This window comes from bacterium, assembly GCA_012517375.1.
GTDB lineage: Bacteria > Hydrothermota > Tepidihabitantia > B3-TA06 > B3-TA06 > JAAYVC01.
In genome coordinates this window covers 13,223-35,041 of the sequence record JAAYVC010000014.1, presented here as the reverse complement: position 1 = coordinate 35,041, position 21,819 = coordinate 13,223, and the positions used below count along the sequence as shown (strand labels likewise).

The window sequence follows — 21,819 nt, the reverse complement described above, 5'->3', positions numbered from 1 at the left end:
CCGTTTTAAGAAGCCATATACTCCAACTATCTCCAAATGACCTAGTACTAGCAACAATTACGTAACCGCCGTCTAATGTTTGTTCAACCCAATTAGCTTTCGTATAACCCTCTTTTATAATAAAGCCCTTCCCGTAAATTCTTGTCCACGATGTGTCACCGTTTGAATCAGTTTTGAGTAACCATATATGAGAATAACCTGGTCCATAATAGAGGTCCCTATAACCTACCGCGATATAGCCCCCATCAGAGGTTTGTTGTACACAGGTTGCTACGTCGGTGTTTTCCGTTCCATATGTCCTCACCCAACCTTCTCCAGCATATAATGCCAGAAATATTGGCAAGGTCAAGAAAACTATCTTTTTCATCTTTACCTCCGAAATAAACCGGTTTACGGATAATTATATAGCAACCTTCGTGCCAGGGCAAGAGAACGGCAGGAGACCGCATAAGCGTAATATTTTATTCAACTTGTAATTGGCATTTAGAAGAGGGAGGAGGGCGGGGAGGGTGAGAGGGTTGCACTTTTGTGTAACCCTCTTGCCGGGATTCAGTCTATCAGGAGAAAGTGGCGATTCCATCAGGTAGATTGATACCTTTCAGATATTTTTTTCTGCACTTGACACAACCATCCTCACGCATTAGTATAAGAATCGGAGCGGCCGTTGGGCAGAGTGGGAATACGGGTTTGGCCGTTCTGCCCTGCGGCGCCATAGGCGCCGCAGGGAATGCGATGCAAAACTCAATAACGACCGCAGGAGATATAGATGGAGAATGAAGGCTTTTTCGAGAAAGGAGTGGCGGCCAATTTGTTCCGCAAATTCCTGCTTAAGGAATTCGGGGAAGAGGTTGAAAGAGGCAAGGAGGGCGAGGATATTGTTTGTAGGATAGAATCTAGGCTTGGTCCCCAGGCGCGGGAGATGTTTTCAAAGCCGGACGTCAACGCCTGGTATCCGGTGGAGTTGATGAAGGAGCTTTATGAATGTGTGGACAAGGAGCTTTCAGCAAGGGATCCCCAGATTCTTTTAAAGATGGGCCGGCACGTTGCAGATGAGAGCGCGCGCGGATTTCTGCGCTACCTTGCGCGTCTTGCATCCGTACGCGTTCTCATATCGAGGATGAAGGCGTTCTGGAAGCATTACCACAAGGGAGGGGGCGTCGAGGCCGAGATCGTTCGGGATGAGCATGGCTCTAAACAGGGGATTGTCAGGGTATACGGCTATCCTGTGGCAAAGCCCGGGGGCATTGCGATGCAGGGCTTCATAGAAGCGATTGTAAAACTCGCCGGCGCCCGCAATCTCACAATTACGCCGCTGCAGGATTTCGCGAATTCCGAGGATACGTTTTCGTGGACCCTGAGCTGGGAGTAGCGGGCTCGACTTACAGCATATCGAGATAGTCTTCGTAGGCGTCAACCTTGTCGAGATAGACGCCGTCGAATCCCTGAGAGATAATCCTGTCGAGATAGGATGAGTCCGTTCCGTAGATTATAGCCTTCCACTCCGGGTCCCAGTAGCGCACCAGATAGTTGCCGGGCCAGCTTGGGTTCTCCAGCTCAATCCAATCGGGCCGGTTGGACTTGCGGCTCCACTCCTCCTTCCAGTACGGGCGGTAGTCCTCAGCCTCGCCTATCGACATGTACGCAATGAGGATTGCTCCGGACTTTTGCTTAAGCGACGAGATATCGGCTGAAGTGTAGGCAAGACCATCGAATGAGGATGCGTAATCCATTACGATGATGTCGAAGCCGAGCGAGGCTAGCGAATCGAGAAACACCTGTTTGGGGATATCGGGGTCATGCTGAAGGATGTAGAGGAAGTCTTTGACGTCGGAGAGAGATGTCAAAGGCTCGGCGTTCGGCTCTGGCTCGTGCCCGGGGTTTACGGTAATCCAGGAGAGGTCGCGGACAGAACAGTAGGGCACGAATCCATGAGCAGTTGAGCTCGTGTAGGCCGAATCTATACGCTTTCTTGTCTGGGCGTCGAAAGAGGGGTTTTGTCTATCGGAGAACGGGTAGTCGATGGTAAGGACGAGCTTTGAGCCGTCCGTGAAATGCGCAAGGTTCTGCTCAAGCTCCAAGGTGACTTCGGCAGGCGTTGCCTCGGCGTCCTTTTCGTATCCGTAATAGATATCCTCCTGGCCTATAGCGTCGACAGCATCGAGATAGCCGGGCTCGGACCACAGTCCGGATGCGTTCTGGGGAATGATGAAGAAGGATGGTTGCTTAGATTTCGCGTACTGGGAAATTTCAGCGACGAACGTTACCATCTCCTTCTTGAAGTCCACATCCGGTATATCGATGCAGCCTGACAAGAAGATTACCGGGACAAGAAACAGGAGCTTGTTGTTCAAAGCCGCCTCCTTTATTTTAAGTTTATTATAGGTGAGCTGTCTGCATTGTAAAGACCTTGACTTATCTTTTTTTTGTTCTATTATTCCCTGAATATGGGAGAAACAAAGCTCATGGACCGCGGCGTTATCCCCCGGTACGTAAGGATGTGGATAGTCGAATTTTATGGCCAGGATGGCCTGGAAAAGGTTCTCTCAAAGCTCTCCCATGAGGCGGGAAGGATGCTTCGAGCGCCTGTGCCGCACGGATGGTATCCCGTTAACCTGATGCGTGAAGCCTACTATGCGGTTGACTCCGAGTTAGCCCGGAAGAACCCGGAGGTTCTCTATTCTTTAGGCAGGTTCATCGCCGACCAGAGCGTTCAGGGGTTCCTTCAGTATCTCGTGCGGCTCATATCGACGGAGAAGATAGTAGCGAGACTGGATGCGATTTGGAAACGCTATCACGAAGGAGGAAAAGCCGAGGCGCAGATCTTTGCATCAAAAGGCGCTGCCAAAAGCGGCACGTTTTCAGTGAGCGGCTACGATGCCGGAAAGGGCTTTTGCCTAATGCTCACTGGTTTCATTGAGGAGTTCATCAGGCTGGCTGGAGCAAGGGACATAGAAATTAAAAAACGGTCCTGCATCCACAATGGCGACGAAAAGTGCCTGTGGAGCATCAATTGGAACGAATGATGCGTTCGGCCTCTGTGCCGTTGAAACAACGCATAGAATTCTGAGTGTCAAAAAATAGGAGATAGAATATGGGAGTAAAAGAATCCAACGATCGCGGCGTTCATGCCCGGTACGTGCACGCCTGGGTCAAGGAAAACTTTGGCGCCGAGGGAGTACAAAAGGTAAGTTCAAGACTATCGAGTCTTGCCAGCCAGATGTTTACAAAGCCGGTGCCGCACGGGTGGTACCCGACAAAATTGCTCAAGGAGGTGTTTGAGGCGGTGGATAAGGAGTTCAGTCCTGAATACCCGGACGCTTTAAGGGATGTAGGCAAGGCGATTGCCGAACGAAGCATAAGCGGTTTTCTGCAGTACTTCGTAAAGCTTATCTCAGTAAAGACGGCTATCTCACGCTCGGACGCGATATGGAAACGCTATCACGATGCCGGCAGAATCGAGATAAAGATGCTGTCTGAAGAAAAGGGGTTCTATAAAGCAGCCTTCATCGTCAGGGATTTCGACGCCGGCGCGTCCTGGTGCAGCGCTCATAAGGGTTATCTTGAGGGTTTTCTTCCCTATACGAATGCCAAGAATGTCACCGTAACAAAGGATAAGTGCATCCACAAGGGCGACGAATACTGCTCCTGGATAGCAACCTGGGAAGAGTAGCGCGGGTCGCTTCACGCGCTATTGAAGTAGATGTCTTCCTTTTATCGAGATATACTGCATAACGAAAAAGTTCTATTTAATTCGTTGAAATCTCTAAAGTTATTGAACAGGTAATAATTCCTGGCTTTCAGAGATTGAGAAGGGTTGACAGTGTATATATCACCAGTAATATAAGTTCATGGAGAGGCTGCCGGTCCGCGACCGCGGAATCATCGCGTACGACATCGTTCTTTGGCTCAAGGAAAAATACGGCGGGGAGATGGCGGGTAAGATTATTGAACGTCTAAGCCCTGAAGCGGCAAAGATGCTTTCCGACCCTAAACCCGGCGATTGGTACCCGGTCGAACTCATGCGCGAGGTTTACGATGTCCTCGACGAGATGTTTTCCGAAAAAGAACCGCGTGCGCTTGAATCGCTCGGCAGATTCATGGCCGATCACGGACTGCGCGGCTTTATGAGACTCGTAGTCAGCATAATATCGGTCAAGACCATTGTGTGGCGGATAAGCACCCTGTGGAACTACTATCACGAAGGAGGCAGGGCGGAGGTCCCGGTAATCAAGGATGAAGGCGCTCACAAGAAAGGCGTAATGACCATAAGCGGCTATAATGCGGGGCAGGGCTGGTGCAAGGTTATGGATGGATATATAAGCTTTATCGTCGAGGCGACAGGAGCTAAAGATATCCGGGTCGAAAAGCAGACATGCCTAAGCAAGGGTGATCGTGTATGTTCATGGCTCGTAAGCTGGCAGGAATAGATGAAGAATAATCTTGAACCTTTGCTCGACAAGTATAAGGTAAAATATGTATTGACGAGTAGTCGTTTAATTCTAAAATTGGTATAGGTATGGAAAGCGAAGTCACTCACGACAGCGGAATAAATGCAGCGCTCATGAAAAAATGGATAATTACAAGATTCGGAGAAGGAAAGCTTGAAAGTATTCTGAGCGAGCTGTCAGCCGAAGCAGGGACGATGCTTGAGAAGCCCTCGCCAAACGAGTGGTACCCTGCTCATCTCTTGACGGAAATCTACCTGGTCGCGCACAAGCAGTTGGGCAAGGACAACCCGCGCATTCTTCTTGAATACGGAAGATTCGCAGCCGAGGAGAGTACTTCGAGCCTGCTGCGCTATCTTGTAAGATTCATAAGCATGGATACCGCGATAAACAGAATGAGAGCGTTCTGGAAGCATTATCACAAGGGCGGTGAGATAAAGGCGAAGGAAATGGATGAGATTGCGGGCCGAAAGAGACGTCTTATCAGTATCTCGGGCTATTTCCCAGGCGAACCAGGATGCCAAGTACAGGAAGGCTATTTTCTCTACATCGCCGAAAAAACCGGCGTATCAAAGCCCCGTGTTGAAAAGAAAACATGCGTCTACCACGGAGATTCATGCTGCTCCTGGGAGGTAAGTTGGGAATAGCAGCCGGATATTTTCTGCAAGCATTTGTCCGTTTTATCGGTTCTGAGACGGTTAAAGGAGGATATATATTGATAATCGAGTGAATAGCTTATCATAAACAGGAGATTATCTGGAGATGGTTGATTTTGGCGTTAAAGGACGCACCTAGGGCTAACAAAAAGGTTTCTAAGGAGGACCAATTATGAATGATACCATGGGCTTTATGCGGGGGACAAACTCGATTTTCCTCAAGAAATGGCTGGTGGAAAAGTACGGTCAGGAGACATTTGAACAAATAAGTGCAAAAATCAGCCCCAAGGCTCGGGAGATGCTTGAATCAGCCGATCCCAATAAATGGTATGAAACTTCGCTGACTAAAGAAATATACGACGCTATTGACAAAAAGCTTCATTCTAGTAATCCGGATGCCCTCATTGATTTCGGAAGGTTTTCCGCTGAAATGAGCGTAAAAGGCTTTCTGCGGTATTTGACGAGACTCCTCACGGTCCAGCAGTTGTTTAAGCGCGCAGAGGCTTTCTGGAAAAGCTACAACAAGGGAGGAGGCATTCGAACCGATGAAATAACCGAAGAGAACGGACGAAAGAAAACCACCGTCTACGTCAGCGGCACATCGGGCATAGGAGCGCAAGGCTGTAAAGTGCTTGAGGGTTACATCGAAGTGCTTATATCCCGAACCGGCGTTCATGACATAGTAGTAAAGAAAAAAACATGCGTAAATAAAGGAGACAAAGACTGCTCCTGGGACGTAAGCTGGTCGTAAAGAAAGGAGAGCTATAGATGGAAGATATTTCCACCCACATAAGGGGAGTGAACGCAGTTTTGATAAGGAAGTGGCTTTCGGAACGCTTCGGTCAGGATACGCTCGATAAGATATGTTCAAAAATCAGCCCCCAGGCGTGTGCAATGCTCCGCGAGCCAGACCCCAACGAGTGGTATCCGGTTTCCCTGACAAAGGAAGCCTACGAGGCTATAGACCTGGAGCTGGGCGCTACATATCCTGAGGCCCTGCACGATTTCGGGAATTACGAGGTCGAGCAAAGCGTTAAGGGCTTCTTGAGTTTTCTAGCCAAATTCCTCACGGTCCAGCAGCTCTTCAAACGCGCGAAGGCTTTCTGGAAGAGCTTCAACAGGGGCGGAGGCATAGAAACAGACCCCGTTGTCGAGGAGGCCGGACGCAAGAAATCGACGGTCTACATCCTGGGTTCGAGAATAGGTCAGGCAGGCTGCAAGGTGCTTGAGGGGTACATAGAGCTTTTAATAGCCCAGACCGGTGTTCATGACGTGAAGGTCGTGAAGAAAAAATGCGTAAACAAAGGAGACACGGTTTGCTCCTGGGAGGTAAGCTGGAAGTAGGAAGCAGAAAGGAGAAAGAATGGAAGACGTAGTAACCCACGAAAAAGGGGTTGAATTGTTTGAAATAAAGGCATGGCTCGATAAACGCTACACCCCTTCTGACATGGAAAAAATCTCCGCGAAGCTGTCGCCCGAGGCGCGAAATATTCTGCTTGCCCCCGTCGGTAACGAATGGTATCCCATAGAACTGGTAAGGGAAATATATAACACAATACACGAAGTTCTCAAGGATAAGGACCCCAGAGCGCTCGTTGACTACGGCAGATTCTCAGCCGAGGAGAGCACTTCGGGACTCCTTAAGTTTCTCATGAAATTCATAGACATGGATGCGGTGATCAAAAGGATGAAAGCGTTCTGGAAGCACTACCACAAAGGCGGAAAGATAACATCAAGCGAACTGCTCGAAGAAAAGGGACGCAAGAAGAGAATAATCTCGTTCCACGGCTACGATGCGGGCGAGCCGGCATGCCTGGCTCCCGAAGGATACCTTGCCGTTATAGGCCAGAGGGCTGGCGGCAAGAACGTCAAGGTAGTAAAAAGGGAATGCATACACAAGGGAGACGACATGTGCTCCTGGGAGGTAAGCTGGGAGTAGCAAATTTCAAAAACAGGAGGCCTTAAATGACGTATGACCGCGGCTCAACAGCCGTATTAACCAGGGATTGGCTGAAAGAACGGTTTGGAGACGAAGGTTTCCAGAAGATTGCCGGAAAGCTTTCTGCCGACGCCCGTAATATGCTCTTGAACACCCATTCAAACGCATGGTACCCGACGCCGCTTATTAAGGAAGTGTACAAGGCTGTAAGCGATGAGTATGCCGGGAAAAACCCTGACATAATGTACGATTGCGGCAGGTATTGCGCCGAGAAATCCGCAACCGGGATATTAAGATTCCTGATGAAGAATATGACGATCGAGAACCTCTTCAAGAGAACCAAATCCTTCTGGAAGCATTTCAACAAAGGCGGAGGAGCGGAGGCAACAATGCTTGAAAGCGAAGGTTCAGGGAAAAAACTCAAGTTTACCATTTACGAATATGATGCAGGCGTTCCCGGCTGCCAGACAATGCAAGGCTTTATTGAAGGAATCGCCAAGATGAGCGATTCCAGGGCAAAAGACGTTCGCGTGGAAAAGAAGGACTGTCTCTACAATGGAGACGGTTATTGTTCTTGGATAATCAGCTGGGGGTAGCTTATCTGCATTAAACAAGGATAGTATAAGGCGAACGTTATTAAAAACTTGAAATAAAAGGCTTGCGCTGCGGCCCAGGGCAGGCGCGGGCGTTCAGCAAGACTCGAAAGGAGGCTTGATATGCCAGACAAGGATGCCTTCGAGAAGGGTTCAACCGCCGTTTTGACCAGAAAATGGCTTGTTGAGCTTTTTGGAGAACAAGCTGTGCCAAAGGTACTCCAGCTGTTAAGCCCTGAAGCCAGAAATATGTTCGAAAATCCAGTCCCAAATCAGTGGTATTCCCAAGACCTTCTCCGCGAACTTTTCGAAACAATAGACGGATTATTCGGCAAAGGGGACCCCAACTTCTTCAGAGCTTACGGAAGATATGATGCCGATCGCGCCACAAGCGGTCCTCTAAGATATCTCCTTCGGATTGCATCGGGAATCCAGGTATTGAAGCGCGCCCAATCGTTCTGGAAGCACTACTTCAAAGGCTCGATTCTTGAGATTGAGAATTTGAAGCAGGAAAAAGGAGCAACCGCCGTAACCATAATCGCCCGGAATTTCAATGAAGGACTGCCCGGATGCCGCATATTGGAAGGTTATTTTGAAGTTGTATTTACGAAAGCCGGGGTCAGGAATCTAGCCGTCAAGGAGAAGACCTGCTCCTTTAAGGGTGATGATTTCTGTTCCTGGGAATTAAGCTGGCAGGAATAGGCAAATCCGGAAAAGGAGCCGTTATGAACTACAACAAAGGCGTTTTTCCCGCCTCTATCAGATTCTGGCTCAACAAAAGATTCGGTGAAGAAGGGGTATCAAGGATATCGGCGAATCTTTCTTTAGAGGCCCGTCAGATGTTTGATAATCCCGAATCGAAAAAATGGTATCCGGAATATCTTGTTAAGGAGGTGTATGAAGCAATCGACAAGGAGTTCGGCAGCGCTCACCCTGACGTATTCAAGGATTATGGAAGCTTTAACGCCGAACGTGATGCAGGCGGATATCTGCGCTACTTGATGCGGTTCGTAACCATGCAGGCGCTTCTCAAAAGGATAGGCGCCTTCTGGAAGCAATATAACAGGGGAGCAACGGTAGAAATGGGACCGGTCTCAACTGCCGAAGGAAAAAAGGACGTTGTTTTTTCCGTACATGATTACGATCTGGGCGCAAAGGGCTGTATAGTGCTCGAGGAGTATTTCAAGGTTCTATGCGGCAAGACTGGAGCAAACGACGTCCAGGTTGCGAAGAATTCCTGCATCCACAAGGGCGATGGCTGCTGTTCATGGAAACTATCATGGAGGGACTAACCGCCGATTGAAGACTTAAGATTTACCATGAGGAAGATGGTTTAATTCGAATAGAGGGCAGGTGTTAAAGAGAATCGTGCGTGTCCACTCGGGTTAACCAGATTAATTAGGCGCTTTCAAGTTGACAATCTCTCATACGATGCTATGATATGTTCATGACCAAGGTCACTCACGAACGCGGCATTAACGGTGTGCTTATAAAAAACTGGTTAAAGGAGCGTTTCGGGACTCAAGGTTTGGACATAATCAACGGCAAGCTCAGCACCAACGCATCAGTCATGCTTCTCGAACCCGTAATGAGCGACTGGTATCCTGCCGGATTAGTGGCTGAGATATTCACAACCATCGGAAACGAATATAAGGATAAGTATCCGGATATCCTGGTGGAATACGGAAGATACGCGGCAAATCAGAGCGTTAAAGGATTCCTGAGGTATCTGGCCAGGCTTATAACGATAGAAACGCTCACAAAACGCATGATGGCTTTCTGGAAGCAGTACCACAAGGGCGGAAGCATCAGCGCCGGAGCGTTCTCCGAGGCTCAGGGCAGGGAAAAGACATTGATTACAGTAGAAGGTTTCGAACTCGGTTCTTCAGGCTGCGAAGTCATACAGGGATACCTTGAAGCCCTTATCCCCTTCGCAAACGTAAAGGGCGTGAAAGTGAAGGAAAAGACGTGCATATATCAGGGTAATTCACAATGTTCCTGGGAAGTAAGTTGGGATGCGTGAACGATGAAAGTGAGAATTAACAGCATTAAAACTTGCTTTCAATATGTCTAAGGTTACTCACGAACGCGGGGTCAATGCCGTGCTTGTCAAGAACTGGCTTTCCGATCGCTTCGGTTCGGAGGGACTGGAAAAGATACTTGCAAAGCTTGGCTTTGATGCGCGGGCGATGATATCTGAGCCAAAAGCCAGCGAATGGTACCCTGCAGCGCTTATGGAAGAAGTATACAAGGTGATCGATGAGGAATTAGGCAGGCGATACCCTGAAATACTCGTCGATTACGGGAGGTACGCAGCCGACAAAAGCGTGAAGGGATTCCTGAGGTATCTTACAAGACTTATCAATATAGAGATGCTCATAAAGCGCATGCCTGCTTTCTGGAAGCAGTACCACAAGGGCGGAAATATCGACGCAGGAGAAGTTTCTGATACTCCAGACAGGCAATCGACGATTATCTCCGTGGACGGTTTCGAACTTGGTCCTGCGGGATGCCAGGCAATAAGGGGCTATATCGAAGGAATCCTCCCCATGGCGAATGTGAGGGATGTAAAGGTGAAGGAGAAATCGTGCATATATAAAGGGGATGAATCATGCACCTGGCAGGCTAGCTGGCTGCGCCAGTAAAAATCCAGGGTTTTCACATCTATAGAAAGGGGCCGGGTGCAACCGGCCCTTGAGTGTTCTTACAAGGATTAGGCAAGAACCTTCTTAATCCTTTTAAGCGCCCAGTCTATCTCTTCTTTTGTAATGACCAGGGGAGGCGCAAATCGAATTACCTGGTGATGCGTCTCCTTGGCAAGGATTCCGAGATCCCTGAGCTTCTCGCAGAAGGGTCTTGCTGGACCTGAGCTCTTCTTCACCTCAACTCCGATGAGAAGGCCTTTGCCTCTGACTTCTTTAACGTGCGGCGAATTAAGCTTGCGAAGCTCCTTCATGAAGTACTCGCCAAGCTTCTCTGAGCGCTGGGCGAGCTTTTCGGAGACGAGAACATCCAGAGCGGCCGAAGCGACAGCCGATGCCAGCGGGTTGCCCCCGAACGTGGAGCCGTGATCGCCGGGCGTAAAGACCTGCATTATGTGGTCGTCCGCGAGGATTCCGGATACTGGATAGACGCCGCCGCCAAGAGCCTTTCCGACTATTATTATGTCGGGATTGATTCCTTCGTGCTGGGTGCAGAACATCCTGCCTGTTCTGCCGAAGCCGGTCTGAATCTCGTCTGCAACGAACAACATCTTGTTGGCTTTGCACAATGCAGCCGCTTCCTTAAGATATCCCGGCGGAGGGACTATTACTCCGCCCTCGCCCTGAATGGGTTCAACGAGGAATGCGACTGTGTTCTTGTTAATCGCCTTCTTTAGGGCTTTAATGTCGCCGTATGGAACGGTTACGAATCCCGGAGTAAACGGCCCGAAGCCTTCCTGATACTGTGCCTCGGTCGAGAAGCCGACGATTGTTGTGGTGCGTCCGTGGAAGTTTCCCTCGCAGGTGATTATCTCGGCCTTGCCCTTCGGCACTTTCTTTACCGTGTATCCCCATTTGCGCGCCGCTTTGATTGCAGTCTCCACGGCCTCGGCGCCGGTATTCATGGGCAGCGCCTTCTTTTTTCCGGCTACTTTGCAGAGCTTTTCCAGAAAATCGCCCATGCGGTCGTTGTGAAAAGCGCGGGAAGTAAGCGTGATGCGGCCAAGCTGATCCCTTACAGCCTTTATTACGGTCGGATGGAGGTGCCCCTGGTTCACGGCCGAGTATGCTGCAAGGCAGTCCATGTACTTTCTGCCGTCAACGTCCCATACCCAGACTCCCTTGCCCTTAGATAGCACCACATCGAGGGGATGGTAGTTGTTTGCGCTGTAGCGCTCCGTTTTCTTAAGAATCTCTTTCGTGTTCGGCATTACTGCTCCTTTTTGCAGGAATTATCTTTGATTTTTGATGTAGTCTAGCCGTAAAGCTCCCGATGTCAATCAACACGTGTTGGAGCGCCCTTTTGACACAGGGAGTGTAAGGACTGTGCGATGCGTATTTGTGGATATAAACCAATATCTAGAATTTGTACGTAATAGCCGCAACAGGAAGCCCGGGGAACTTGCCTGAAAACCCGCCGTAATTGATTGTGTTTATGAATGCGACGTCGAGCGTGAACTGCTCGCCGAAGAACCGCAGACCGTATGTGACAATGGGGCTGTAATCGAGCCAGTTTTTAACCATGTAATTCTCGGTAACGAACGCCATCTTCCTGAGTATCCTGAAGCTACCTCCGACCATGAAGGCGGGCGTAAAGGAAAACGCCGTGTCGTTCTCCGTGGTGCCCATGTATGCGGCATAGCCTGCACCAACGGTCGCGCTCATCTCGGGCGGTCCGAAGGTTCCGAGCGCGTACAAGGCGCCGAGCGACGGCGCGAATCCCTCCGGTCCCCATGCCTTTGCGCCAGCGGCTCCGGCGGCGAGGGATACGTAGTTGCCGAAAGAAAAACCTATCTTCGGCAGAAGATAAACCCCGCCTATCATTGTGGATAGTAGAAACGTCCCTCCGCCGGATATTGAGATATTATCGCTTACCCCGTAGGCTACAAGCGGCGCTATGATGTAGTACCCCGAGACGAATCCCTCACCCTTTGGCAGCGGTCTTGCAGTAGGAACAAGATAGAGTCTTGCGGAATTGGGATCCGGATACCAGTACTTGCCGTTCCTTATATTGGATTTTGGAATCTCCTCTATCTTTCCGATATCGGGGATGAAGATGACCGTGTCCTTTGCGTCGGTTGAGAATACAATCTGGTCGCCCGTTATCGATGATACCCTGCCTATTAGCGCCGCGCCTTTCCGGAACGTGATAACCTGAATGTTTGCCGTATCGGGGATTCTTATTCCCTCCTCCACTCTCGTGTTCTTCTTCGCTCCTAACGGACTTACTGCTGACAAGACCGCTAACCCTGCTATCATAATCCACAAAGACTTCATATCCGCTCTTCCTTTGTTTATATAACTTTAGCCCGAATACACGGTATGTCAAGTCTTATTTTGAAAAGCAGATCGATATCTTTTAACTGAAGCTTTCATCATCGGAAGGAAAGGCGCCTTCAAACACATCCTTAGAGTATCTTTCCAGCGCTTCCTGTATGAGGGGCGAAAGGTCTGCGTACCGTCTTACGAAGCGCGGCTTGAATTCCGGCTCAAGCCCGAGAAGGTCGTACAAAACTAGTATCTGTCCGTCGCAAGCCGGGCCTGCGCCAATCCCTATCGTGGGTACCGAGACGCTTGCGGTTATTGCCCCGGCGAGCTCCATTGGAATCTTTTCTAAAACGATTGAAAAGCAGCCCGCATCCTCGAGCTGTTTCGCTTCCTCTATCATGAGCTTGGCGCTGAAATCTTTGCTTCCCTGAAGCTTGTACCCGCCGAGCTTGTGCACGGACTGCGGGGTAAGTCCAAGATGCCCCATAACGGGGATTCCTATCTCTACGAGCTTGCGGATTATCAGTCGGATATGGGGGCCTCCTCCCTCAACCTTTACCGCCTTTGCGCCCGCCTTGAGGAAAAGACCCGCATTGGTTATGGCGGTCGCCTCGGAAGGCTGGTAGGAGAGGAATGGCATATCGGCCACGAGCAAGGGGAGCTTGAGACCTGCGGCAACGGCGCGGGTCAGCATAAGCATCTCATCCATGCCTATGGGAAGAGTCGTTTCATGACCGTATACCACGTTCGCCGCCGAGTCGCCTACAAGAACAAGCTGGACCGGTGTCCGGTCTATAATCCTTGCAAACGAGGCGTCGTAGCATGTGACAGAAGCGATTTTACCCTTACCCTTCATTTGCTTTATCTCTGGAACCGTGAAGGGCTTTAGATGAGGTTCTTTCGGAATGCTGCTCATCTTTCTGTTCGATTGGGGATTGAAAGAGGAATCCGACGAATCTCTAAGTTCAAGCAGAGGGTGGAGCTATTAGCGGGCTTCCTCACGGGGCTGAATACCGCGTCAAGCAGAGCCAAGAAATCTCCTTCCGTTGCCTGTCGCCTCAATCTCTGAAAGAAGGCGCTTGTAGTGCTCAGTGTTCTCAACTAGAGACAGGTTGTCGGTGTTGACGACCAGAAGCGGCCCCTGGTAGTAAGTAAGGAAGAAGCTGTTGTACGCCTCAACAAGGCTCTGTACGTAGTCGCGCTCGATGCCCTTCTCCATCGGTCTAGCCCTGCGGTCTATCCTCCTCAGGAGCGTCTCGACCCTTGCCTGAAGAAGGATGATGAGGTCGGGCTGCGGCACCTGCTCCACCATCTCGCGGTACATCTTCTCGTAAACCGCAAAATCTCCGTCCGAGAGGTTCAGGGAGGCAAATACCCAATCCTTGTAGAGAGTGTAATCGGCGACAGCGACCCTGTCGAAGAGACTCGTTTGCTTGAGCCTTGAGAGTTCCTTGAAGCGGGATGTCAGGAAGTGGAGCTGGGCAGGAAAGGAGAAGGTCTCAGGATCGTCGTAAAACCGTTCAAGATACGGGTTCTCAAGTGCATCCTCGAGGAGCGAAACGGCCCCCCACTCCTCTGCCAGCTTGAGAGCGAGCGTCGTCTTGCCGACGCCGATAACGCCTTCTACGCAAACGAGCGTCCGCTTCATGACCATCTTCGTACCCCGCTTTTATCCACTCGAGAGAGCATCATTCGAGCGCTCAAGCCGGTCACAGGGTGCGCCAATTCCGGCTCTATTTCGCAAAGCGGAACGAGAACGAAAGCTCGTTCCTGCAGTCGCGGGTGCGGAATTATCAACCGGGGGTGATTCATCATCATATTATTATAGAAAAGAACGTCAATGTCAATCGTGCGCGGAGCGTTCGGGAAAAGTCTCAACCTGCCCATTTTTTTTTCAATTCTCTGTATCATATCTAATGCCTCTAACGGGGATAGTGTTGTCTGGGCTTTTATGACCTGATTGACGAAGGACGGCTGAAACCTGAATCCAAGAGGCTTTGTGAGATAAGCCTCGGATGTTTTTTTTATCGCAAATCCGCATCTTTCCAAAAGTTTCACCGCTTTTATGAGAAACCCTCTCCTCCACAGATTGCTGCCTAATGAAAGATAAATAGTTTTAGGTGTTTTGCTTAAAGACACCTTTTTTTAAATCTTTTCAACCTTAACAGCCTTGCGTGCCTGCTCTGATTCGGATACCTCGAACTTAACCGAGTCGCCTTCTGTAAGCGATTTGAACCCCTCAGCAACGATATCCGAGTAGTGAACGAATATATCCCCTGAGCCGTCGTCTATCTCAATGAACCCGTAGCCTTTTTTATTATCGAACCACTTTACCTTGCCTGTTGGCATCAATCACTCCTTGAAAAAGGTTCCAACCAATAAACCGTTACTTCACTAACAGTCTATACAACTTCTATGCTACACTTATTTGAGAGCTTGTCAAGCCGCTTGAAACCGTGCAGGAGGGTGTATAACCGGACGATAGCTAGGCTGACATCTGTAATGAAACGACATTGACAAACCAATTACGGATTCTATACTGGCATCATGAATGCAAAAAGAAGATGCATTGTAAAAATCTTGGCCGTATTCTTTCTTTTTGCTTCAATAATCATTGCTCAAGATATTGCTAATGAAGCTGATAAAAAGCCCAGGATCGTCTATTTCGGCAAGGGCGATACGCTTCGCGGAGCATTCGTCGGCATAGAGTTCGCCGAGCTTTCGCAGAATCGCTTCAGGAATCTGGGATTTAAGAACTATACCGTTGTGGCCGGTCAGCGGTTCTGGTGGGGCAAAGCGTGGAAGCGCCTCGGCTGGCGTATCCTTTCCATAAACGTGGACTTGAGCAACGAACATCTTCGGGATACGACTTCCGTTATAGGCATTGAAGGCAACCGGGACAATCTTGCGGGACACCTTAATGTTCAAAGGCTCTATATGGACTTCTACCCTCCTTGCATCTCCTTCTTCGAGATCCCTGCGTACCAGAGGTCGGTTCTTTCAGTAACCCCTATATTGTCAGCGGCGCCCCTGGGCTACACATCCCATTCTTATACGGATACCCTGTATGATGATGATACATACACCTTGAGAGCATACACACCTGGAATAAACATAAGGCTCAATACGGCCATCCTCGATCTTTTTTTCATTGAGACTCCGGTCATTGATCTTCACCTCTATCTCTTCAAGAACCGTCCGGTAAAAGGTCAGGTTGGCGAAGCCTATATAGACAGACCCGAAAACGCAGGGATGTTCGGCTGGATAAACATGGGTGTAAAGCTCAGATTTTAGGAATCTTCTATAGTAATTATTTTTTTTGCTATTATGAAATTGTATAGCAGCGATATTTTCGGAACAACGGATACAGCAATCCCGTCTTAAGATATGCTAAGTTCGGGGTTTATAATAGTTTTTCCGGAGAAGACGGCATTTATAGAAAACTGATAGGCTAAATGTTCCAAGGAGGATATGCCCGTGAAAAGATTTGGGATACTTTCGATAATGCCGCTTTTGCTGACGGCCGCCGTACGCTGGCAGGTTCTGCAGAGCGAGCACTACAATCTTGTCTTTCCGAAAGGATACGGCGGCCAGGCATCTCGAGCCATCCAGTGGCTCGAGACTAAACGCGACAAGGTAAATGATTTAGTAGGTTATGACCCGGGCAAGGTCTGGATTGTCATTGAGGATATGGGAATGACCGTCAACGGCTTCTCGAATCCTGTGGGCAACGAAATCCATCTATATACGACTCCGCCCTCTGGTTTTGACCTTTCTACGCGCGACTGGATGCGGACGGTAGGAATCCACGAGTACGCTCACGAGGTCTCGCTCTCGTCCGTTTGGGGCCTGCCGAAAGCCCTGGGATATCTCTTCGGTCCATGGGTGATTCCGAACGCAGCCACCCCAGGATGGCTTATAGAGGGAGTTACCGTCTACACCGAATCCCACATTGTTGGCTATGAAGGCAGACTCGAGTCTGGTGAGTACGACGCCAATGTTCTGACACGGGCAAGCGAGGGAAAGATTACGAGAAACTGGAACATGGAGGGCTCCCTTTATGAATATCCTCTGGGCGCCATTTACGCTTACGGCGGTCCCTTTTACGAGTGGCTAGTCGAAACCAAGGGCGAGGAGGCGATTGGAACCTTCTACAGGAAACACGGTTCCCGCATTCCGATATTCTCACTCGATAGAAGCGCCCGCGACGCTTTCGACCAGAGATTTCCCTCCCTGCTCGATGACTGGCAGGAATCGGTCAAGGAGCGTGCTGCGGACTTTATTCCAGCGGATTCCGCAGCCCAAAGGATAACTAAAAAAGGCTGGTACTTTTCAGGAGGTATGGCGACCGACGGCGAAAAAATCTACTATTGTCGCGTGTACGGGAAGAAACTTGCACCATTGTACGGGAAATTTTACATAGATATCGTCGCATACGATCCTCAGGCGGGTGTTGCGGGTGTTGCGGGTGTTACGGGTGTTACGGGTGTTGAGGAGGTTCTTAAACGGCCGCTTACATCCATTACTTCCCCGATACGCGTACACGACGGGGTGCTTTATTACGGCGCATCGGTCAACAGGCTCGGATTTCCCAACACTTCGGGGCTCAGCTTCGGCGAACTCGTCCAGATACGCGCCTTAGACCTTAAAGACCGCCACGAAGCAGTCATATTCGAGGGCAGAGTGCGCGCCTTCGACCGTCTGCCTGATGAGTCTTTTCTCCTGTCTTTAGACCCCGAAAACGCCCGCTTCGGTTCGATACTTGAAAGAATCCCTCCTGAGGGGGGCGAAACCGAGCGAATCTGGGAGGGAGATACCCTTATAGGAGAGATACTTGCCTCGGATGACGGAAAGATTTACATGAGCGCAAGAACGCAAGGCGAAAACTGGGATATATGGGAGTACTCGGACAAAGACGCCTGGAGGAGATTGACGAATAGTGTCTGGAGCGAAACAGGTCTTTCTCTGGATATGGGAGGCAAGATAATGTACTCCGCAAACCCTTACGGCACTGACGGTGCAGTCGGCTCATACGTACTCGACCCGAAATCAGGTGCAATTGAGCAGTTCAAGACCCCCAGCTACACCCAGAATCCTGTATTGCTTGGCGATAGGCTTTACTTTATGAGCCTTAACCCACGGGGAAACGACCTGTACTCGGTAAAACCAGCACTCACGGAAGCGGTCTTCCCTTCGACCTATACGGAGCAGGTGTCGACGCTCGAACCTGCCTGGGACGGCGATTTCAAGGAACGTTCACCGTTATCGCCCTATCTTACTCTTCTGAGACCCTGGGTACGAGTTCCGTACTTTACCATGGAGTGGTCTTCTGCGCAAGGCCTGACTCATCTTGCTCCCGGGCTCTATTTCCAGGGAGCGGACGTGCTCGGCGAGAACTCCTACTCCATCCGCGCCGATTATGACGTAGTTGGTCTTGCGCCAAGCGCGAGTGTTTTCTGGAGCAACTACCGCTTCGGGCCGCTAGGTTTGTTTCTTGATGCAGGCTTCGGTCCCTTGTGGAACATTAATGACTCACTGGCAGGCTACAGTTTCAGCATAAACCCATCCATGAGCATTCCGCTTGTCGCCCGCTCGCGACGAGGTCTGCGAAGCATTTACTGGGGCGAAGGGTTTAATGCGTACGGACCATTGCTCGATTACCGTAGTCTGGAAAGCTCGATAAGCGCTTCTTTCGCATGGCCATTCTGGAGCCTTGCCGCAAGGGCGTCGCACGGCTGGGAATCGCCAATATTCTCCACGAGAGAGCGCTCGATTCTTGCTCTAAGAGGCGCAGCTGCCGTCGACCTTCTCGGCGGAGTAATCATAGGAGACATATCATCGAGACTGGATCTTTCCGCCCAGAAGCAGACCGCATATTACTACTATAATCCTATAAGAGGCTACTATACAACCCTTACCACCACCGATTGGACATTCCAGACCGCGACACTTGAGTACCGGCGCAGGCTCCTGAAGATGCGCTTCGGGATATGGAACCCGAACATATTCTTCGAAGACCTTTACGTGAGCGTGTTCGCCGATGCCGCTTTCGATTCGCACGAGGTTCTTGGAGCCTCCGCAGGCATTCTTATGGGTCCTGAGATACATGCAGCCTGGGACTTCCTTACCATTAACCCGATGTTCGGAGTAGCAATAACGCGCGACGGAGACATTCAGCCCGTGTATAGCATTAATGCGAGTATCCCGATAGACCTGGGAAGAAAACGCAAGGACGGACTCGATTTCATTAAGAAGCCGTGGGAAAAAGACCCGCTGAGCTATTAATTCGAGCATGAAAGAGCCTGGTTTTGCATTATCCTGATTTGAAAAAGCGGTAAAATCTTACAGGGAGGAGAGGACAGAGGGGATTAAGAAACGATATCTGTAAGCGCAGCAGCCCCAAGAATTCCTGCCTTATCCCCGAGACGTGAACGCAGTACACGCAGTCTGCGGTCTTTAAGGGGCATTGTGTAGCGTTTCAGCGATTCGCGTATAGGCAAAAGAATCAACTCGCCGGCCCTGCTTATTCCGCCGTTGATTACGATGACGTCAGGATCAAGAAGCTGCACTACATTGCCGAGCGCTCTGCCTATCCGCTCTCCTGCCTCGGTAAATATCTCACGGGCTACCTGGTCGCCCTGTCTTGCAGCCGCGGCAAGAAGTTTGGGGGTCAGTTCATGGCTTGATGCAAGCTTCATGAGCGGCGAACCCTTCTTCATCCTTCTTCTTGCGGCTTTTACGAGATACCTTGTTCCGACATAGCTCTCAAGGCAGCCCTTGAGTCCGCAGAGACACTTGAGTCCTTGGCGTTCGAACGACGTGTGTCCGAATTCGCCCGCGGCGTCGTTTGCGCCAAGGATGAGACGGCCTCCTGATATTATTCCGCCTCCGATTCCGGTTCCGAGGGTGAAACAAAAGAGATCCTTGGTTTCGTACCCTCCGAATTTGAACTCGCCCCACGCTATCACATTGACGTCATTGCCTACTGCGACAGGAACCCTGAAGCGTTCATAAAGCATATCAGCGAGAGGGATGTCGTTCCAGCCTGAAAGGTTCGGCGAAAACCGAACCACACCCCTGCGGTGATCGATAAGACCTGCAATCCCCGCTCCGACCCTCGATATCGCTTCGGTCTTGGCTGCTGCCAGCGCTGCGGATGAAATTCTATCAACGAGCTTCTGCGGAGCTTCATTCATAATTGTCGGTATCTCTCTTTTACTCTTTATCTTCCCATGAGCATCCACAAGTCCCAGGCTGACGGTAGTGCCGCCTATATCGATGCCGAGGAAGCTAGCCGACATCTTGAGTATGTTCTGAATGAAGGTTCGAGATGAATTCCAGAAGAGTTTTTCCAATGCTTACATCCCGGCGCGCCATCACCTTTTCCGCAGTTTCGGCAAGCTGGGAAAGGGAGTAGACGGACTCCTCGCCCCAGGAGAAGGACGGAATGTTCTTCGAGCAAAGGCCTCCTCCGAGTATGTTTGCAAAGACGCCGATGACGGCTCCTGTTGGGATAAGAGTCCCGATGGCGGTCTTTGTGTGATCGCCGATTATGCAGCCGAATTTTGTAATCCCGGTTGAGTACTCTTCGCCATTCAAAACGACCCTTACCGGAGAGTAGTTGTTTTTCAGGTCAGAATTCGTCGTCATCGCGCCGAGATTGACCCATTCTCCGACGTAGGCATGACCTATGAAACCCTCGTGATGCTTGTTAACGAACCCGTGAAGGATTGAGGCTTCAATCTCGCCGCCCACGCGGCACTGAGGTCCGAGAACGGTTCCTGCACGAAGCCGGGCGCTGTCCACAACCGTTTTCTCGCCGACATATACAGGACCCTCTATAAGCGTCGGACCCTTGATTAAAGCGTTGTTTGCCACCGTCACAGGCCCTTTTCTGCAATCTATGGTGACACCTGCCTCTATTACTGCGCCCTCTTCGATTCTTAGCGCATCGCCGTAAACCGCCACATGCGAATCGATTGCGCCTTGTGAGAGCTTTCCCTTAAAGTCCCTTGTAACCTCAAGTTCAAGCCCTGCGAATATCTCCCAGGGGTAATGAATCCTTCTACCAGGGACGGAACGCTTTTGAGGAGTTGAATCCGCGAGGAAATCGGCGATGCTTTCGGCGCTCACATAGCCGGCGAGCGAGTCGGTCTCGAAACCCAGGATGCGCTCTTTTTCATCCACGAAGGTATCATCATAACCGGTCATTGGAATCGGAGCAGTAAATATCGAGCCGGCAGCTATAAAAAGATGCCTGCCTTGCGGTACGTCGTTGATCCCCCGCGACGCCTCAGGCCATTGTTCAAGACAGAGGTCAGGCATACGATCCCGAACTATCATCCGAACTTCATCCTTAAATACACTCTCTATCTTTTGTCTGAAGGTGAGAGCTCCGCAACGGACCTCAGCTACAGGCCTCAGCAGCGAAAGGGGCTTGTAGTTTTCCCAGGAATCCTCATATATGAATATCATAAGATAGCTTATCAAGGAATTCATGTTTGTCAAGAAACATACTTTAATTTTTTTGAAAAGCACTTTTCACAGCAAAAAAGTATGAATTCTGCATCTTCAGTGGAAGTAACACCTTATGTAACGCTTTGAAGTACACTTGACAGCTCGTTTTTTTGGCTTATTATAAAGTAAGCGAGTTTGGCAACTAGTCCCGCTCTTTGTGGTCAGGCGCATCTATAGATGCACAGACAGGAAATCGGCGTTCTGAAGAGAGGCGGATGGAGGGCAAAATCGCAGTCTGAGTTAGAAAGCCTAGTCAGGCTTTTGAGATAGTCATTGTGTTTACACTATTGTTAGTTTTATATTGTACAACGACAGTTAGTGTTAGCGCCGCAGAGGGATTTCAAGAAACAATCAATTTCGTACTCTCCTCAGAAGATACAATCATTCGTGACTCCGATAACGAAAGGTCTCCTGGTTCATCTCTTACCGGGAAGAAATCATTAGATAAGGTATTCGTAACAAGGGTGGGAATCGATTGGGTAATGATTCACAGGATTGGAGGCGAAATCACCATAATGCGCAAAGACGACTATGAGGACTCACTTAACAAGCTCATAACACAAGAGAGAGAAGACACATCAAACGCAACGTCGGACTCAAACAAAACTCCATCCAACCTGCAGAACGATTAGCCGAATTCCGCACCATTAAGGAGTCTGGGCGATTACAATCCGGGACTTGACATAGCCCAAGAGATTC

27 protein-coding genes are annotated in these 21,819 nt (G+C 49.9%); 17 read left to right on the top strand and 10 right to left on the bottom strand.

Annotated features, from left to right (window positions below):
- On the bottom strand, nucleotides 1-367 hold a 367-nt coding region (locus GX441_01955; GenBank protein ID NLI97406.1), incomplete at its 3' end, for a hypothetical protein.
- Between the two features lie 200 nt (nucleotides 368-567).
- On the opposite strand from GX441_01955, the gene GX441_01950 reads away from it, so the two are divergent.
- Both GX441_01950 and GX441_01945 read left to right on the top strand, forming a co-directional pair.
- Nucleotides 568-777 carry a hypothetical protein gene (locus GX441_01950; protein ID NLI97405.1) on the top strand — a complete coding sequence of 70 codons (210 nt, stop codon included), beginning with the start codon at nucleotides 568-570 and terminating at the stop codon, nucleotides 775-777.
- Nucleotides 767-1,369 carry a hypothetical protein gene (locus GX441_01945; GenBank protein ID NLI97404.1) on the top strand — a complete coding sequence of 201 codons (603 nt, stop codon included), beginning with the start codon at nucleotides 767-769 and terminating at the stop codon, nucleotides 1,367-1,369. Before GX441_01950 ends, GX441_01945 begins: the two co-directional genes overlap by 11 nt.
- 10 nt (nucleotides 1,370-1,379) lie before the next feature.
- On the opposite strand, the gene GX441_01940 is transcribed toward GX441_01945, so the two are convergent.
- Nucleotides 1,380-2,351, bottom strand: coding sequence for a hypothetical protein (locus GX441_01940; protein NLI97403.1), 972 nt, complete (start codon nucleotides 2,349-2,351; stop codon nucleotides 1,380-1,382).
- Nucleotides 2,352-2,444: 93 nt separating this feature from the next.
- On the opposite strand from GX441_01940, the gene GX441_01935 reads away from it, so the two are divergent.
- From GX441_01935 to GX441_01880, 12 genes are all read left to right on the top strand, one after another.
- The gene (locus GX441_01935; protein ID NLI97402.1) at nucleotides 2,445-3,023 is read left to right on the top strand and encodes a hypothetical protein; all 579 of its coding nucleotides are present in this window, start codon (nucleotides 2,445-2,447) and stop codon (nucleotides 3,021-3,023) included.
- A gap of 68 nt (nucleotides 3,024-3,091) precedes the next feature.
- Entirely contained in the window at nucleotides 3,092-3,670 is a 579-nt protein-coding gene (locus GX441_01930; protein NLI97401.1) for a hypothetical protein, read from the top strand.
- A 178-nt stretch (nucleotides 3,671-3,848) separates the two neighbouring features.
- A complete protein-coding gene (locus GX441_01925) occupies nucleotides 3,849-4,427 on the top strand; it encodes a hypothetical protein (GenBank protein ID NLI97400.1) in 579 nt (192 codons plus the stop codon).
- Between the two features lie 89 nt (nucleotides 4,428-4,516).
- Nucleotides 4,517-5,092 carry a hypothetical protein gene (locus GX441_01920; GenBank protein NLI97399.1) on the top strand — a complete coding sequence of 192 codons (576 nt, stop codon included), beginning with the start codon at nucleotides 4,517-4,519 and terminating at the stop codon, nucleotides 5,090-5,092.
- A 181-nt stretch (nucleotides 5,093-5,273) separates the two neighbouring features.
- On the top strand, nucleotides 5,274-5,852 hold the full coding sequence (locus GX441_01915; protein ID NLI97398.1) for a hypothetical protein: 579 nt from the start codon (nucleotides 5,274-5,276) through the stop codon (nucleotides 5,850-5,852).
- 17 nt (nucleotides 5,853-5,869) lie between these two features.
- Nucleotides 5,870-6,445, top strand: a complete 576-nt coding sequence (locus GX441_01910; protein ID NLI97397.1) for a hypothetical protein — start codon at nucleotides 5,870-5,872, stop codon at nucleotides 6,443-6,445.
- Nucleotides 6,446-6,464: 19 nt separating this feature from the next.
- Nucleotides 6,465-7,040, top strand: a complete 576-nt coding sequence (locus GX441_01905) for a hypothetical protein (protein NLI97396.1) — start codon at nucleotides 6,465-6,467, stop codon at nucleotides 7,038-7,040.
- A 26-nt stretch (nucleotides 7,041-7,066) separates the two neighbouring features.
- Nucleotides 7,067-7,636 carry a hypothetical protein gene (locus tag GX441_01900; GenBank protein ID NLI97395.1) on the top strand — a complete coding sequence of 190 codons (570 nt, stop codon included), beginning with the start codon at nucleotides 7,067-7,069 and terminating at the stop codon, nucleotides 7,634-7,636.
- A 120-nt stretch (nucleotides 7,637-7,756) separates the two neighbouring features.
- Entirely contained in the window at nucleotides 7,757-8,335 is a 579-nt protein-coding gene (locus tag GX441_01895; protein NLI97394.1) for a hypothetical protein, read from the top strand.
- Nucleotides 8,336-8,358: 23 nt separating this feature from the next.
- A complete protein-coding gene (locus GX441_01890; GenBank protein NLI97393.1) occupies nucleotides 8,359-8,925 on the top strand; it encodes a hypothetical protein in 567 nt (188 codons plus the stop codon).
- A gap of 155 nt (nucleotides 8,926-9,080) precedes the next feature.
- Nucleotides 9,081-9,656 (top strand): hypothetical protein, encoded by a 576-nt coding sequence (locus GX441_01885; GenBank protein NLI97392.1) that lies wholly within the window; start codon nucleotides 9,081-9,083, stop codon nucleotides 9,654-9,656.
- A gap of 43 nt (nucleotides 9,657-9,699) precedes the next feature.
- Entirely contained in the window at nucleotides 9,700-10,278 is a 579-nt protein-coding gene (locus GX441_01880; GenBank protein ID NLI97391.1) for a hypothetical protein, read from the top strand.
- A gap of 68 nt (nucleotides 10,279-10,346) precedes the next feature.
- Here GX441_01880 and rocD read toward each other — a convergent pair whose 3' ends face one another.
- From rocD to GX441_01850, 6 genes are all read right to left on the bottom strand, one after another.
- The gene (gene rocD, locus GX441_01875; protein NLI97390.1) at nucleotides 10,347-11,546 is read right to left on the bottom strand and encodes an ornithine--oxo-acid transaminase; all 1,200 of its coding nucleotides are present in this window, start codon (nucleotides 11,544-11,546) and stop codon (nucleotides 10,347-10,349) included.
- A 148-nt stretch (nucleotides 11,547-11,694) separates the two neighbouring features.
- Complete coding sequence (locus tag GX441_01870; protein ID NLI97389.1) at nucleotides 11,695-12,612, bottom strand: hypothetical protein; 918 nt, start codon at nucleotides 12,610-12,612, stop codon at nucleotides 11,695-11,697.
- An 82-nt stretch (nucleotides 12,613-12,694) separates the two neighbouring features.
- Nucleotides 12,695-13,519: a 3-methyl-2-oxobutanoate hydroxymethyltransferase gene (gene panB / locus GX441_01865; GenBank protein ID NLI97388.1), complete on the bottom strand. Its 825-nt coding sequence runs from the start codon at nucleotides 13,517-13,519 to the stop codon at nucleotides 12,695-12,697.
- 102 nt (nucleotides 13,520-13,621) lie between these two features.
- Nucleotides 13,622-14,251 carry a deoxynucleoside kinase gene (locus tag GX441_01860; protein NLI97387.1) on the bottom strand — a complete coding sequence of 210 codons (630 nt, stop codon included), beginning with the start codon at nucleotides 14,249-14,251 and terminating at the stop codon, nucleotides 13,622-13,624.
- Nucleotides 14,248-14,742 carry a 2-amino-4-hydroxy-6-hydroxymethyldihydropteridine diphosphokinase gene (gene folK, locus GX441_01855; protein ID NLI97386.1) on the bottom strand — a complete coding sequence of 165 codons (495 nt, stop codon included), beginning with the start codon at nucleotides 14,740-14,742 and terminating at the stop codon, nucleotides 14,248-14,250. Before folK ends, GX441_01860 begins: the two co-directional genes overlap by 4 nt.
- Before the next feature lie 6 nt (nucleotides 14,743-14,748).
- Entirely contained in the window at nucleotides 14,749-14,952 is a 204-nt protein-coding gene (locus GX441_01850; protein ID NLI97385.1) for a cold shock domain-containing protein, read from the bottom strand.
- 198 nt (nucleotides 14,953-15,150) lie between these two features.
- On the opposite strand from GX441_01850, the gene GX441_01845 reads away from it, so the two are divergent.
- Entirely contained in the window at nucleotides 15,151-15,897 is a 747-nt protein-coding gene (locus GX441_01845) for a hypothetical protein (GenBank protein NLI97384.1), read from the top strand.
- A 183-nt stretch (nucleotides 15,898-16,080) separates the two neighbouring features.
- Entirely contained in the window at nucleotides 16,081-18,888 is a 2,808-nt protein-coding gene (locus GX441_01840) for a hypothetical protein (protein NLI97383.1), read from the top strand.
- An 83-nt stretch (nucleotides 18,889-18,971) separates the two neighbouring features.
- Here the strand turns inward: GX441_01840 and GX441_01835 are convergent, their stop codons facing one another.
- Nucleotides 18,972-19,904: an ROK family protein gene (locus GX441_01835; GenBank protein ID NLI97382.1), complete on the bottom strand. Its 933-nt coding sequence runs from the start codon at nucleotides 19,902-19,904 to the stop codon at nucleotides 18,972-18,974.
- On the bottom strand, nucleotides 19,894-21,078 hold the full coding sequence (locus GX441_01830) for a hypothetical protein (protein NLI97381.1): 1,185 nt from the start codon (nucleotides 21,076-21,078) through the stop codon (nucleotides 19,894-19,896). Before GX441_01830 ends, GX441_01835 begins: the two co-directional genes overlap by 11 nt.
- 329 nt (nucleotides 21,079-21,407) lie before the next feature.
- On the opposite strand from GX441_01830, the gene GX441_01825 reads away from it, so the two are divergent.
- A complete protein-coding gene (locus GX441_01825) occupies nucleotides 21,408-21,752 on the top strand; it encodes a hypothetical protein (protein ID NLI97380.1) in 345 nt (114 codons plus the stop codon).
- Nucleotides 21,753-21,819: the final 67 nt, after the last annotated feature.

Excerpts from the sequence above, each read along its gene's own strand:
- GX441_01850 (NLI97385.1), bottom strand. The coding sequence starts at position 14,952 with ATGCCAACAGGCAAGGTAAAGTGGTTCGATAATAAAAAAGGCTACGGG.
- GX441_01835 (NLI97382.1), bottom strand. The coding sequence starts at position 19,904 with ATGTCGGCTAGCTTCCTCGGCATCGATATAGGCGGCACTACCGTCAGC.
- GX441_01915 (NLI97398.1), top strand. The coding sequence starts at position 5,274 with ATGAATGATACCATGGGCTTTATGCGGGGGACAAACTCGATTTTCCTC.
- rocD (NLI97390.1), bottom strand. The coding sequence starts at position 11,546 with ATGCCGAACACGAAAGAGATTCTTAAGAAAACGGAGCGCTACAGCGCA.
- panB (NLI97388.1), bottom strand. The coding sequence starts at position 13,519 with ATGAGCAGCATTCCGAAAGAACCTCATCTAAAGCCCTTCACGGTTCCA.
- GX441_01910 (NLI97397.1), top strand. The coding sequence starts at position 5,870 with ATGGAAGATATTTCCACCCACATAAGGGGAGTGAACGCAGTTTTGATA.
- GX441_01870 (NLI97389.1), bottom strand. The coding sequence starts at position 12,612 with ATGAAGTCTTTGTGGATTATGATAGCAGGGTTAGCGGTCTTGTCAGCA.
- GX441_01860 (NLI97387.1), bottom strand. The coding sequence starts at position 14,251 with ATGAAGCGGACGCTCGTTTGCGTAGAAGGCGTTATCGGCGTCGGCAAG.
- GX441_01890 (NLI97393.1), top strand. The coding sequence starts at position 8,359 with ATGAACTACAACAAAGGCGTTTTTCCCGCCTCTATCAGATTCTGGCTC.
- GX441_01885 (NLI97392.1), top strand. The coding sequence starts at position 9,081 with ATGACCAAGGTCACTCACGAACGCGGCATTAACGGTGTGCTTATAAAA.
- GX441_01920 (NLI97399.1), top strand. The coding sequence starts at position 4,517 with ATGGAAAGCGAAGTCACTCACGACAGCGGAATAAATGCAGCGCTCATG.
- GX441_01900 (NLI97395.1), top strand. The coding sequence starts at position 7,067 with ATGACGTATGACCGCGGCTCAACAGCCGTATTAACCAGGGATTGGCTG.
- GX441_01945 (NLI97404.1), top strand. The coding sequence starts at position 767 with ATGGAGAATGAAGGCTTTTTCGAGAAAGGAGTGGCGGCCAATTTGTTC.
- GX441_01895 (NLI97394.1), top strand. The coding sequence starts at position 7,757 with ATGCCAGACAAGGATGCCTTCGAGAAGGGTTCAACCGCCGTTTTGACC.
- GX441_01925 (NLI97400.1), top strand. The coding sequence starts at position 3,849 with ATGGAGAGGCTGCCGGTCCGCGACCGCGGAATCATCGCGTACGACATC.
- GX441_01935 (NLI97402.1), top strand. The coding sequence starts at position 2,445 with ATGGGAGAAACAAAGCTCATGGACCGCGGCGTTATCCCCCGGTACGTA.
- GX441_01830 (NLI97381.1), bottom strand. The coding sequence starts at position 21,078 with ATGATATTCATATATGAGGATTCCTGGGAAAACTACAAGCCCCTTTCG.
- GX441_01880 (NLI97391.1), top strand. The coding sequence starts at position 9,700 with ATGTCTAAGGTTACTCACGAACGCGGGGTCAATGCCGTGCTTGTCAAG.
- GX441_01930 (NLI97401.1), top strand. The coding sequence starts at position 3,092 with ATGGGAGTAAAAGAATCCAACGATCGCGGCGTTCATGCCCGGTACGTG.
- GX441_01905 (NLI97396.1), top strand. The coding sequence starts at position 6,465 with ATGGAAGACGTAGTAACCCACGAAAAAGGGGTTGAATTGTTTGAAATA.
- GX441_01845 (NLI97384.1), top strand. The coding sequence starts at position 15,151 with ATGAATGCAAAAAGAAGATGCATTGTAAAAATCTTGGCCGTATTCTTT.